The 14,002-nt window shown below is 42.7% G+C and carries 7 protein-coding genes; 1 reads left to right on the forward strand and 6 read right to left on the reverse strand.

From position 1 onward, the window contains the following. Positions 1-62: 62 nt before the first annotated feature. Positions 63-1,847, reverse strand: a complete 1,785-nt coding sequence (gene trhI, locus AB182_RS02360) for an IncHI-type conjugal transfer helicase TrhI (RefSeq protein WP_000517885.1) — start codon at positions 1,845-1,847, stop codon at positions 63-65. Positions 1,848-2,026: 179 nt separating this feature from the next. Here trhI and AB182_RS02365 point away from each other — a divergent pair, with 179 nt between their 5' ends. Continuing rightward, positions 2,027-2,899, forward strand: coding sequence for a hypothetical protein (locus AB182_RS02365; RefSeq protein WP_000771834.1), 873 nt, complete (start codon positions 2,027-2,029; stop codon positions 2,897-2,899). A gap of 28 nt (positions 2,900-2,927) precedes the next feature. Here AB182_RS02365 and trhN read toward each other — a convergent pair whose 3' ends face one another. The 5 genes from trhN to rsp form a co-directional block, all read right to left on the reverse strand. After that, positions 2,928-6,116 carry an IncHI-type conjugal transfer protein TrhN gene (trhN, locus tag AB182_RS02370; protein ID WP_000776701.1) on the reverse strand — a complete coding sequence of 1,063 codons (3,189 nt, stop codon included), beginning with the start codon at positions 6,114-6,116 and terminating at the stop codon, positions 2,928-2,930. An 18-nt stretch (positions 6,117-6,134) separates the two neighbouring features. Continuing rightward, positions 6,135-7,190 (reverse strand): IncHI-type conjugal transfer protein TrhU, encoded by a 1,056-nt coding sequence (gene trhU, locus AB182_RS02375; RefSeq protein ID WP_181231580.1) that lies wholly within the window; start codon positions 7,188-7,190, stop codon positions 6,135-6,137. Positions 7,191-7,334: 144 nt separating this feature from the next. Next, positions 7,335-8,846, reverse strand: coding sequence for a TrbC family F-type conjugative pilus assembly protein (locus tag AB182_RS02380; protein ID WP_001256132.1), 1,512 nt, complete (start codon positions 8,844-8,846; stop codon positions 7,335-7,337). Continuing rightward, positions 8,833-9,345: an IncHI-type conjugal transfer protein TrhF gene (gene trhF, locus AB182_RS02385; protein ID WP_001286760.1), complete on the reverse strand. Its 513-nt coding sequence runs from the start codon at positions 9,343-9,345 to the stop codon at positions 8,833-8,835. Before trhF ends, AB182_RS02380 begins: the two co-directional genes overlap by 14 nt. A 277-nt stretch (positions 9,346-9,622) precedes the next feature. Beyond that, on the reverse strand, positions 9,623-13,927 hold the full coding sequence (gene rsp, locus AB182_RS02390) for an IncHI-type conjugal transfer protein RSP (RefSeq protein ID WP_001232109.1): 4,305 nt from the start codon (positions 13,925-13,927) through the stop codon (positions 9,623-9,625). Positions 13,928-14,002: the final 75 nt, after the last annotated feature.

The raw sequence follows: 14,002 nt of genomic DNA on the forward strand, positions 1-14,002 counted from the left end.
TGATATTTAAGCTCATTGTTTTTATACTATAGCTTTAAGCATAAGTAAATGCCCATATCGAATTATTCTGTATAAAGTGGAGAAATTCGAATATTAGCTGCTTCTTTTATCTTTTCTTCACTGCATTCTCTTAAAAAGAAAGAAGGATCACCATACCACATTACAAAAAGTTGCTTTTCTGCACGCGTAAATCCAACATAAAGCAAACGTCTTTCTTCTTCTATTGCCTCCTCCCCAACTGATCTTTTACTTGGTATCTGATCCGCATTACAACTCATTATTATTACTTTATTCCACTCAAGACCCTTTGAACCATGCAAGGTTGATAGGACTACTTTCTCTGGGCTGTATTCCTCGTCCTTCTTCCTAGGGCCTAATGACATTGCAGCAGCACGATTTATCATATTCATCCAACCAGTCTTTTCTGCCCACTGTTTACAAGTGTCTAAAGCAATTTTTGTTAAGGTTGCTGTACCTTTATTACTCCTCATCTTGATTGACGACGATTCCATCCATTTCGTAAGGTTGGCGAAACGTTTTGCTATCTCAACTTTATCAGAACTTTCCTGGGTAAAGCGCACGAAGTTTGAATGTAATGTTTTTGTTTCGAGAGAACTGTCCTCCGGGATGGCAAGGTCGCCAAAAGTAACTTTTCTTCCTCTCATACTCAATGCCACTTCATCCAAAACTGATTCCTGTTCTCCAAACAATGCCAATACTCTCTTCATTAAGCGAGGATCATTTGATTGTCGGAAAAAGGCCATAAGGCTTAACACATCGCTTGTTTCTTTTTCATCCCAGAATGATTTACCTCCGTAACGAATTACTGGCTGTTCGATCAAACTTTCTAGCTCATCCAAGTGAGCATTATTGCGGCTTAGAATTGCCCATCCATGTGGATCCTGATTTATAAGGCTTAAAATACCCTGTATCTGTTCCTCCATATCTACATATGAACGAAAAGTGACCTTTCCCCCTCCCTTTTTTGCCGAGCGTAACTCTTTGGCATAACGGTAAACATTCTTTCCTATCAGTGCTCCGGCCACCTCTAAAATTTCAGGTTCACACCTAAAGCATGTGTTTAAGTAAAATATGTTAGGTCTGAAGTGTTTTTCAAACTGTTGAAATATTTTGACTCCTCCTGAGGATCTGAAGGAGTAGATGGCCTGATCATCGTCTCCAACTATACTCGTATAGACTCCAGCTCTTGTATGCAATGCTATCCATGAGAATTGTATAGAGTCAGTATCCTGAACTTCGTCTACTATCAAATGTGTCAAATCTAACGTGCGCATTTTTCCCGAATGCATTTGACCGACAACAAATTTTGAAAGAGCATTGAGGTCCGCCACATGGTCTTTCTGGCATAACGCCTGATAGGTATTAAACAAATGGATCTGTTGTCTGTTATGCCGAACTGAAATCACATCCGTATCCATTTCTCTGCCGATAGCATCAATAACGAATTCAGCTTCAGCAAACTTCATCGTTACACCGGATTCTTTCAAAGCCCGGTGAATGACAGATCTCTGTGCTGGCCCTATCAACATCTTTCCCGGCCAGCGAATCATGTCCAGTTGCTTCTTAACGAGTCCGTGAAAAGTATCCACCAGCACCCGGTCAAGATCCTTCTTGCTCAATCGCTTTTGTAACTTTGCTGCAAGTGCGTTTGTTGCAGCGCGAGTAAAGGTCACCATCCCGATTCTTGCATATGGATACTTTTTGAGAATCGATATAACCGCTTCTATCATGGTGAACGATTTGCCTGATCCAGGCGCTGCTATCACCATATTGTTTGCGCTAGCATTCTCGATAACAGGTCTTTGCTCTTCTGTTGGCTTACCCATTTCAACCTCATTACTTCGTTTTAATAATTATACATTTTTATAAAAGCGCTTTTCTTGTGTACTGCTGGTTCTACTGGAAATCACTTTTTTTCCTTTTTTATGCAATCAGGTTGTTTGTGAAACGCGTGACTATGGAATAATGGTTCCATCTCCAAAAGACATTACAAAAAGGGCTTTAAATGAAACTTTTACGTTTAGTATCTCTGGTCTCTTCTGTCGTCATTGGTTTTTCCCTATCGGGTTGTGCCGGTGACACCGGCACTACGCCAGGCACCGCTCTGAATGCGTACAGTCACGGCCAGTACTGGCATGCTAATGCAAATGATTCTGTCGCCAAGAATGCCTATTCGTTTGCTGGTTTCGACGTTAATTTTAAGGAGCAAGAGGTTACTCCTGGAGGGGATGCCGACAACTTTCTTTCTAAGTATCTCATCAATAGTTCGATGGGCTACGTAACAGGCGGTCTAAAAGGTTTTGGGATCATGAGCCTCAGCTCTTTGTACAGTTCTTCTGACGCCGAATACATCCAGGTCAATCAATACCTAGTGTTCGTCCCCAATCCAAAAAAATTGCCTTACAATGATGAAAGTTTGGTACGTGAGGGAGCTAAGTATGTTTTTGAGCATACAAAAGCAACTCAGGCCTCATTTGGATACAACCCTGAAAAACAGAAAGCAGCTCTGGCCACATGTAAAATTGATATGGCAGTCGTCAATAAATGGAGTACCTGTGATCTGCCCTCTAAGCCTGATGCTGATGTTTTCCCTACAGATTCAATGTACAGCTTTCAGGCGATTCGCCCCGCAACAGGAACCGAAATTCCTGAGCTAAACCTTCCCGCTGGTGATTACGCTGTAATTCGTTATGTGTTCATCCCATTTAAAGGAAACGAAACAAGCGCTGATTTTTCGGGTATCATTTTCCGTTCTGATAGCCCAAATACAACAACTCCAGGGGGTGTTGCAGCCTCCATCAACGGAAAAGATTATTACCTCTTTACCGGTGAATACGGTAAAAAAGGCTTCCCAGAAAAAACATTGAAAGCCAAGTAATTAAAAAAGGGGCCTAACGGCCCCTTCTTCAATATTTCGGCAACTGCTTGCCCGTAACCGGATCCAGCGTAGTTGAACCTACCTCACATATGGCCGGTCGAGGTAAATAGCTACAATCTACATTTTCCTCTTTTATAGCCTGAGCATTTTCTTGTCTGGCCTTTATCATATTTTCTTCACCGCCCATTGCTTCCTTGGTACGTTCTGATGGAAGTTGATAGTTCTCATTCTGGAATGGTAAGTTTTCCACAATTGATTCTTCGGAGAATTTTGAATATTGATCAGGAACTTCTCCTACCTGAACTGCATCATTAATCCACTCCGTCAGATCAATTTTATCGAAATCCAGTTGCTGTATTTGCTTTATTGATAGCCCCACGCAATTAGAGGCGACAGGGTCTATTCCTAATTGCGGATAAGCTTGTTGCATAATAACGCGTGACAACATGGAATTATAACAGCACATGTCTGTTGCTTTTTTAACGCATTTCTTTGTGAAACCAACATTCAGATATTTGACGCATCGTTCCGTATCTAATGTAAAACAGGATTTTTGATTCTTATGAATAGAAGCTTCCATCTCTTTCTGGTCGCATGCTACCAACATTTCTAAAAGCATTTTAGTGACCTGATAGGCTGTATAAATCCAACCGATCACGTTTAATGCAAGCATAAAGTTTTGAACCGCAGCCGAGAAGACAACCTCTCCTCCGGTAGTAGCAACGTTCTTAAAGACAAAGTCACGAACTGTATCTGGTAGCAATTCGTAGGCTTTCTTCATTGCCATCTGCTTAAGCTGACCTATACCGAAGCTGGACATTGTTTCCTGTGCCAACTGGCCAGCACCTCCTGCCCCTCCAGAAGTTGCGGAAGACCCAACTGCCCTGCTTAGATTACCAGCGACGTTTTCATATACGCTCGTTAAGGAGCTCGTGACGTTGTTCCACATTTGCCCTACTGTTTTACCAGCTGATGCAGTCCACTCTCCGACCGCATTAGACATAGAAGCCCATGTACCTGTATCACCGCCGGTCCATTTTATTAGCTGAGCATTAACTCTGGTCCAGTTTGTGTTTCTGATCATAGATCCGGCAAGCATGATACCTTCAAGTGCTCCTGCGGTTCCCTGTGGTGCTTCGCAGCAGTCCGTCTTTGCCAGGCCATTTACAAAGCCTACTGAACGACCACACCATTCAGGTTTTCCTTCAAAGACGGAACATGAATTGGCATCGTTAGGGTCTTCGCATTTGGCTTCGCCCTGCATGTACTGAACCATGTTTGAATAAGCCGCAACTTTTCCAAAATCGTTGTTCTCTTCCTTTGGCCCAGTTTCGCATGTTCCACCTGAACATGGGATCATGCCAACACAGGCATTTGTAGAAGATTCAACCTCCCGAACTACATCCTTCCCTCTGTCACAGGTGTATTTCTGTTCATACATGTAGCAACTGTTAGTGCCCTCATCGAACCAACCCTCTGCACATGTTTGTTTATCGAGTACACATGCTGCATCATTTTTATAAGCACTACATGCATCAGGCATACTCTTTATTTCTTCATAGTTGTAACAGAGGTCCTTTCCATTAGCGTCTTTCATAATTTTTCCACTAGCGTCATAAGAGCAAATTTTGTCTTTGGCCAATGGATCACAAAAGTAGCCTTCAAGGTTTGTCTTCCAGGTAAGAAATCCTTTATCACCTTCATACAGAGGCTTTGCCAATGAAAGCACGCTTTCCGGAAGCCGTTTTGTGCCAACATCCATATCTTTAAACCGATCGAAACGGCAGAATGTATTCGGAGCTTGTACAGCATCGTAACAACCAGCTGGTTCCTGGACGTGCTTATCTTCGAGCTTCATATTTTCAAAAGTCAGCTCAACCTCAAAATACCCTTCACCCTTCCCACCAACCCATACTCTGGATGCCATTGTCACTTCTCGATCAGGCTCCTCATACACCGATTTTCTGACCTTATCAGTCACATCGTAAACCTTGTCGAGTTTCCACGATTTTTTTAACTCCCAAGATCCCTTAGGAGCCGGATAGTCACTTTCTCGATATGCACCATCTATGTGAGCAAAAATCTGCGTGCCATCAAGTGTTACCCGCATGTGGTCATCCCACTCCGCGTTAACAATCTTTGCTGAGGCCAATTTTGCATCCGGATGGAATTTTAATGTCAGTTCGTTATCATATACCCCGTCACTCCAGTAGTTGTCATCACGGCGACCAAACCATATACGCACACAATTATCGCCGCACATCGACATGTCTCCGTTTCCGCCTGAAATGTAAACAGGGACTGAAAAATCACGGGTTATCGTGCAGCTGCTGAAGTTATCTTGCTTAGGCGAGTTACAGTAGAACTCTTTGTAATCAGGATAGTGTGTGGTTACTGTTTTTTTAGAGGTCTCAACATTACAGTTCTGAAGCCAGTTTCCAGTACCAGCAACAGCATTTGTTATCTCATTTCTCCCCGCAGTAAACATGGGATCGTTAGGCTTTATAGATGATGCCGGGTTGTCCTTGTTAGCATTTACGAGGGTGCGGTAGGCAACGCCATCATAACTTTGAGCATCAAATAACTGGCTTTTCCGATTCTTTATATCGTTTACAAAGCCATCCTCATCCCCATAACGATCTGCGGCATTGAACTTAATATCGCTGTGCTTTTGCTCTGAGCTGAAAATCTCTCCGGTATTTGTTTTGGTTCCAGGAGTAGTATTGGGATTACTGCTTATACCAATGTTGCCATTAGCATCCCGAGAGAGCAGCTTTGCCCCTTCCTTGGTATAGTTTGAATTGATTGTCCCTCCAGACATACTCGGCAGTTGTACGGCGCTACCAATGGACTTTCCATCGGATGCGGCATTTTTCATGACACTTTCATTTGAGTTCCCTGCCCCATACTTTCCGAGATTAAGATTAGCGGATTCGGCTTTACCCACGTATTTCTCGGTGATCTTCCCACTGACATTCTCGCCTGAATCCGCATTCTTGTACTTCTCAACAATGTCCTGAGCACTGGTTGTCGCATTGCGATTTGCGTTAGGATTAGCAAGATTAAAGTTACTTTCGAGCTGGTCAAATATAGCGTCTGCCGCATAAATACGAGGAGTCATTACCATATTTATGAGAGAGATATAAAAAGCCCAACTCATAGTATTGGCAATCATTGATGCAATAATAGTTGAAGCTATCGTTTTTCTAAGTTTCATTATTTTTACCCTTAGAAATCAAGCGCCTGGTATATATCTGACGCAACAGTCATTGTAACGCCACAACATATAGACATAATTATCATTGCCTATTTTTTTGCGCCCACCTTTAAGGGTTGACCAGTCATGTACCGAATCACCAAGACGATGACAGCAATCCGGCCCTTTCGCCTCAGGAGTTGGGAAAAGCATTGAAAGCCGATACTGGGAACGAGGTGTAAAGTATTCCCACGTTTTCTCACACATTGCGTCTGCTCCCATCGTTCGCATCAGCATTCCCTGGCGATGTAGTTTAGTCAGAAGACGCTGGGTTATCAGTGAACTCGTCCTTACAGCGTCATCATTTGCGTAAATGTGGCCGGTTAATGGATAAAGGTTGCCATCGCATCCGGCACAAAAGTATGCAGCGAGATTATCCTTTCCTGCTGTTACTGCTACACAGTCAGCAGCGCACACCATTGAGGCAATTGGGTTTGCAAAAACTACTGCCTCTGGATTCAGGACGAGTGTAAGCAGATCACTTTCCCACATAGGGTCCACTTCGCTTATATAGGTCAGGCTGGCATCTATATAGGGTTCAGCAGTGCACTCGCCAATAATCAGTAATTTGAGCATTGTCATGATTGGGAACTCCCAAAGATGAACATCGTAAAATCCGGCTTCAGTTGCTGTCATTGGCTGATTTGTGTTGCTTTTACCAATATCAAACTGCGATTTTTGAAGCATCGTGCCTTCAAGAAAGGGGCTGCACCAGGGGCTCTTTACAACTTCTACAATCTTCACCGGCTGAAAGAAGCTCAATTGCCAACCTATTTCCGGTACGCCGTTCTGATCTGTGCAGTAGCAACCCGGACGTGAAGGAGCAGCGCCTTCTGGAGCTGCCCCTATGCCCATTATCCTCATGGGAAAAATGCAGCTCCAACAGATATTCTTAATCAAGCCCTGCCACACTCCAGCTGACTGACACATAGCCCCAGGGACTCCAGCATCTGCTGCCATAGCCATACCCGGTATAGAAAGCGAAAGCATAACTGCTACAATGAACTCTAAAAGTAACTTTTTGAATTTTTTCACCATCATGCTCACTTGGATGTAATAAATGTTGCAACACTTTCGATATAGTCGACGGCTTTGGTAAAATAACTTCTCATCTGGTCCGGATAATTTAGCGTCAGCCATGTTGCAAAGAGAGCGCCTATAATAAATCCGAGTTTCATCTTATTTTTCCTCTGAAAGATTTGGGGCTCCGATACCACGGACTTCTGCCTCGCTAAACAGGGTGATCCGGAATTTATCTTGGTCAGTAGTTATAAGCGCAGGTGTGTTTTTAATCTGAAAGCGTGAGATGATCTGTTCGTTAACTTTAAACACCTTACCGTTAAATTTTTCACGTAAATCATTTAGGTGATCCCATCCATTATCTTTTTGGATACGGGTAAACATTGGCATTACTTTTCCACTACCCAGACGTTGTCGATACTGCTGCTCAGCCCATACCAGCTGGCCCGGATTGAGTGGATCGAAAATTATCATCGTCAGGTTTTGAGGAAATCTCGAAAGTGGATTAATCAACTCACCGGCGGAAGCTATTACACGGCCCTGCTTATCTTTTACGTCCTGAGTGACCCTCACTGTAGGGTCAATTAAAAATTCTTTGTGTTCCTGGGCAGGAGGGAGGTCGACCATCCATTGATTTTTCCATGTGTCAGAAACGGCCCTTTTTTTTGCACCTTCCCAGTCATATTTTTGTGCACGTTCTTCCAGTTCTTTAATGATGCTCTTTTCTTCAACGGGATAAGTGGTACCAGCAACCGGGAAAATATCCTGATCGGGTTTTTTAGCAAGTTCTCGCTGAAAAAACTCAACGTTGAAGGAGCCTACCATTTTTGCAAAACGAGCTTGCTCCCTAGAAATAATTGTCGGTACTTGAGTTACTTGATACTGACTGAAGCTATCAGGATCAATTGTAATCAAAGGAGATTCAAATTTTCCTTTGACAATCATTTGGTTTATTGCTGCCTGTGTCTCTGGTAGCCGAGTAGTTCCTTTCTTTAGACCATTGAAAACTACACGAGCTTTATGCTCTGAGGCCGTACGTAGAAGGTCTTCCAGTACATAATCCGGCAAGCTAAATGAAGCAAAGATCGTTATTCCATTTTCAGTTGATAGTGCTTCTTCACGTGTGCTATCCATTTTTCTTTCGAAGTCAGCAGCTGTGATGCCCGAGGAACCAAACAATTTTTCGATATTTTTAGATTGTCCTCGCATGACTTCCGGCTTATTTTCCACAGCTTTCAGAGCCGCTTCATTAAGGCTGGCGTTTTCTTGAATTTCATCACGTCTTCTAATTATATCGTTGACAGCTTCAGAGTTATTACTTTGGGCCCTGATAGCCTGGGTATGGTCTATAACTGCTTGAACACTATCCGCATTCATACCGGGGACGTAACCACGGTTTATTTGCTTGCTCAGGTCCTGGTTTTTTTGGAGTGCTTCAGCTTGCGCTATGTACTTCTGCACATCTGGTGATTTTAGCGTAGCATCAAGGCTAAGAGCCCCATCTGGCTGCTGTGCACCTTTAGCCTGTGCCCCAAGCCCTTTTGCTTGCTGAGCGATTAGGTCAGCATCATGTTGATACTCAGTGCTTGCATTTGTATTACTTAAAACTGCACATAACGCAAGTCCAGGAAGTATTGGTAAATATTTTTTATTTACATTAAAAGATCGCATATGTTTTCCCAATTACTGAATTCAGCTTTACTGTTCCCCAAAAACGGGAATCCCATGAGTGATCGGTTTGCCCAATTAGGAAAACTTCGCCTTCAGGAATTATCAATTCTTTTTCAATCAAAATGGACGGAATATTGTATTTCTTCGAAATACGACGTGCATTAGCTTCAAAAAATTTGTCCCCGTTATAAACCCCATCCATTGTTACTTTAAGTTTGTCACCGCCCACACCGGCAACAATTTTTATGACTCGTTCATTTTCTGGGATAAAACGTACCGATTTCGGCATGTTAAATGCTATGAGTTCACCAGTTTTAATACTTTTATCCGAATGATCAATCATATAAAAATCAGCAGGCAGGCACCCATTCAATAAACCGTATCCAAATGTATAACGGGTGAAAAAGACACACATAACGAGAATCAGCAATAAAATATTAAGGGGGACATACCAATCCAGTATAAGCAGCCCTCTCTTTTTAGGTATGTAGTCGCTCATATTTTTCTCACTGGCACTGAAGAATATTTTTACTAGGCAGATGCACCTCTATCCAAGTAATTATTATCCATGTTTTTCAACGCTCGGAAGTCTGCAAACCAACCTAATATTCACCTATAAGAATGTTAATTCCTCAGCATGTATACGCAGCTTTGTTAGCGGCCATGAAAGATGCCTTTGGAGCAAAGTTACTTTCCGACATTAATTTTTCAAAGGTCCAATTATTGGGTATAAAAAAGCCGGGACATAATGTCCCGGCTTTATATTTAAAAATTAACTACTCACTGCTTGGTATTGATACAGTGTTTTCAGACTTACTTGCCTCTTCAGCCGGTCCGAAAACTGTCACGTGCTGTGTTGCAAAGTCTCCACTATCATCATAAGCAATTACTTTTATGTCCTGCTTACCACGGTTAAGGTTTTTAGAAAGTGTAGCCGTACTACCGAAAACGTTCCTTAATTCGCCGTTGATGAACCATTCATATCTAACCATTTTTCCATCAGTATCATCACATTTATTGGTAAAGCTCCAGCTTAGGTTGGTTTCCGTGTAGCTCAATGTACAATTAGGCACTGCGTTTTTAACGACATCAAACTCAACAGATGCTGAACCTCTCTGTCCAAGTTTACTAACAACATCAATTGTAATCTCGTATTTCTTTTCTTTTAAACCCGAGATCAGTTGAGCCCAATAATTTTTGCCGCTGGGTATTACTTCACCGTTCACCTTGTATGTGACCGTATCTATCGAGTCCGCCGAATGAGATAGCTTGATGTTTGACCTTAAGGTTACATCGAGTGGAGCTCTCATATATTTGTTAGAGAACTTGGGTGTCATCTCAACGTTCATTGGCGTTTGTTCATCGACAACAAAGGTATTTTCGATACGCTGTTCATTGTTTCGGTTATCTTTGAAAACAACCATCAATGTATATTTGCCAGGATTTTCAATTGTAAATTCTTTGGTGTCACCTTCATCTTTAGTGATTACCAGATTCTCTTTGTCGTAGATCCATTCACGGGAATAAGTAACACCAGGATAGTCTCCATCCTTAATACCGCTCAACGCAACGCGTAGGGTGGTCGGTGCCATGTCGTATTTAAGTTTGGAGCTTATTTTCATCTCGGGAAATTTATAAACCCACGATTTGACAGAAACTCTACGGGTAGAAACCGTATTCTCCTTATTGTCCGCTAACCATGCACTGTATTCAAAAGCAGCATATCCCTGTTTATCCAACATTTGCTCAGTAAGGGTAACAGACAGTGAAGAGCCCTTAAATGTCTGGCCATCCGGTGTTTTCCATTCTTCAACTACGTTATTACCATTCTGGTACTTACTGTTAGGGTTCGTGAACTTACCTTCCAAAGTAACTTTTTGACCAACCTCTACCTTTGAAACCCCCGTTACCGAGACAGAAAGGCGCTTGGGTTTTGCGGCTGCCAACCGAGCAGACGTTTCCTTCCATGAAGACTCCTCTGCCAGTTCATCGGAATCAAGGTAACGCATCCGGGCATAAATCGTAGACGGTAGGGTATCAGCTGAAGCCACAGTGTAAGTTGTATCTCCCTGCACCCAGTTGACTTTATCCTCTGACCAGAGAACCTCAGCGGTGCCTGCTGGTATAGGTTCATCGTTATCAAGCAGGGTTACAGGTATATCTGAGCCCTGAAGAATGTCTGTAACATCTATACTGAGCTTAGGCTGCTTGTAGGTAACTACCGTTAAGGCATCTGTGTAGGAAATCTTGGATGTGAATTTATTAGTCATTTTTGCCCTATAAAGCCACTTTCCTACTTCTGTCTTTTTGATACTTACACTTCTCTTTCCGGTCATGTCGGAAAGCATGGTCCAGGTTTGACCATTATCAGAGGACTGCTGCCATTCGGTGGGGGCGAGTGCATCAGAGTTAGCCGTACTGGCAGATTTGAAGCTTACCAGAGTACTAAGTGGGATCCTTCCGATAATAAGGCTTTTCGACAGGTTACCCTCCAGTTCCTCACCTTTATAGATTCGAATGCCTACAGCACTGGTCTCACGTTTCATTTCAAAATCAGAGAATGGCGATCTGACCTTAGCCACACCAACCAGACGCATATTACCCAGATCCATATTTTCAATTTTAATCTTGGTTTCGACAATGCCCGCATCATTGACCGGCAATGCTTCAGTCAGCGCAGTTCTTTCGTATGTAGTTTTATAACGGCCTGTTTCTGGATCTTTGCCGTATACACTTTTTTGAGAGTATATCGTGACGTCCCATTCTCCCATTGTTTTACGGTCAAATGCACTTTTACGTGTGGAGTTGTTATAACGCCCCACTGTTACCTTTAAGGGCACTTCAAGAGATGTGGCTGTTTTTTTGTCATCCACTTCCATCGATGCTCGAATATTGAAATCAGGCACCGTATATACGTTGAGGGTGTCTGTAGTTCTTAATTCTGGATCCTTTGAGTATTCTACAGCTATGTCAAAGACGTTCTTTGTCCACAATGGTGCAGCAGCAACCTTGACCCTTTGTACAAAGGTCGTTGCATCGTTGTTTGAGGAACGATTTTTAAATGACGTTTTGACAGCCTCAGAGCCGTTTTGAGAGACGATCATCGTAACGTCAGCTGGTACCACCTTCGCTAATATTCGAGCGGCCTCCCCCCCGGTCGTATAAGCCAGAGCAGTGTTCGGATTGATGCCTGCTATGACTTTATTCTTTTTGTAAGAGATGATCGGGTTGTATGGTAATTGTGTGGTCAGAGTACGGCGATTCCTTGCGGAAACCGCTTTAGAGCCCTTCCCGTTAATCATATAGACTTGATAGTCGAGCAGATTCTCACCTGTTTTATTAAAGAATCCAGTTAGACCCGGGGTACGTCCTTTAAAATAGAACTCCAACCCATCAGGGACATTGTTCCACTGAGGGTAGCATGCTGTAACATCTGATTTTTCCCCATACCAGGCGAGGTAAGCATTCGCATTTTCCTCTGTGGTAAACAGAGTGCATTTATCACCAGCTGTTTGACTAAGCAGGTCCGTATACTGACGTACGCGCGAGTAAAGAGTTACGTTTTTTTCCAGATTCTTAAGAGTGAATCCAGTAGGTTGATAAGTGAACACGGTACTGAAATTTACGTTTTTTCCATAAAGGTTTTCAGCCACCACAGTAATCTCGTGATCCGAATTAACTGCTAAATCGTCTCCAACCGGCAGGTAGTAAATACCTTTATAATTTGTAGGTGTTAACGAAACTACTTTGTTGTCTATTGTTACTGATTTTATGTCAGCAACCCCAGCCTGCCCCTGGAAAGCTGCAACGATAATCTCGTTCAGGAAGTATACGGGTGCTCGTTTAGTTAATACCTGCCCATCTTTGAGAACCATAAGCGTTGGGTTATCAGACAGCATCAGTTTGCTTTCAGGCTCAGTGTACGTAGAAGAGTTTTTGCTCGTATTTTCTACTGTAAAAGTCGCTGCGTAGGACCCGTTTATAAGATCCGTTAAGTCAAAGATATAGAGGTACTCATCACCGACTTTTTGAGGTCCACTTACCGGCTGTAAAGTTCTACGTAAAGGGGTTGCCCAGGACTGTTTGAAATCAATCTCAGTGCCATCATCTAAAGTCACTTTAGTCGTCGGCTTAAACACGCCATCCGGAGTCATAGTGAGCGACATAGCTGTTGGGAGCCACCATTCACCTTCTGTTTCTTGCTGGGGTACCTTAACGGCCACAGCAACGGTTTTGGCTCCGGTATAGATGTCCTGGCCACCTACTTTGATTGTTTTAGCCTCATCGGTAAAATTCCAAAGTGTATGGTCTACTACAGGAGGCCGATAATCCCAGTTAACAACAAGCTTTTTGGATTCAGGAGGTGCGAAATAATTATTCTTAGAGTTTGCTGTAATTGTGATATCACGTGAACCCAAAAGTTCATCTGTATCACTGGCCTTAATGCTTCCAACTTCAATGGTACAGGAAGTTCCGCCAATAGGTACTTCACAGGCGGAGCCTGAACCTATTGAGATGTATTGAATATAATTGCGGGGTTCAACAGAAACAGCGATATCTTTGATCGCTTCATCCTTTAAATACGATTTGAAAGAAAAGCCGTCATAGACTAATCCGTTCAGGGATGATTTAAGACCGGTGATAGTTGGTTTTACCGGTGCCACACTTTTGATTGAATATTCACCTTTTACTATTTCAACTTTTTTCCGTTCAGAACCAGAGAAGTAAGAAATCTTGTAAGGTAGTTTTAAATCACCGGTGGTGTTGGGAACGCCTGAAAGAGTGAAGCCGTTAGAAGTTAATCCCAAGGTATTGGGTAACCACTCAAAAAAACAAACGAGGTTATCAACAGAGGAAGTCGCTCGATCATCAACCGTTACATTACAGGCTGTGCCTGCACCTGAGGCAGTGATAGTGTTAGAATTAACGTATGCAACAAAGTCGCCCGGCCCCGGGTCAAAGGATACGGCTGGCAAATCAGCCTGTAGCTTTCCTGAAATCATAATCGCTTCAGCATAGACCGCTTTAATCGGAGCAATTAAAGAAAACAACAGGGCTAAACCTAAACCTGATTTTCTCATGACGAATACCTGTTTTTCTGAGCAAAATTAAACTCACTTTACGATGAAAAACAGAAATATCCGTTCGTATAACAT

Source organism: Phytobacter ursingii, from assembly GCF_001022135.1.
GTDB classification, from domain to species: domain Bacteria; phylum Pseudomonadota; class Gammaproteobacteria; order Enterobacterales; family Enterobacteriaceae; genus Phytobacter; species Phytobacter ursingii.

Excerpts from the sequence above, each read along its gene's own strand:
- trhI (WP_000517885.1), bottom strand. The coding sequence starts at position 1,847 with ATGGGTAAGCCAACAGAAGAGCAAAGACCTGTTATCGAGAATGCTAGC.
- AB182_RS02365 (WP_000771834.1), top strand. The coding sequence starts at position 2,027 with ATGAAACTTTTACGTTTAGTATCTCTGGTCTCTTCTGTCGTCATTGGT.
- trhN (WP_000776701.1), bottom strand. The coding sequence starts at position 6,116 with ATGAAACTTAGAAAAACGATAGCTTCAACTATTATTGCATCAATGATT.
- AB182_RS02380 (WP_001256132.1), bottom strand. The coding sequence starts at position 8,846 with ATGCGATCTTTTAATGTAAATAAAAAATATTTACCAATACTTCCTGGA.
- trhF (WP_001286760.1), bottom strand. The coding sequence starts at position 9,345 with ATGAGCGACTACATACCTAAAAAGAGAGGGCTGCTTATACTGGATTGG.
- rsp (WP_001232109.1), bottom strand. The coding sequence starts at position 13,927 with ATGAGAAAATCAGGTTTAGGTTTAGCCCTGTTGTTTTCTTTAATTGCT.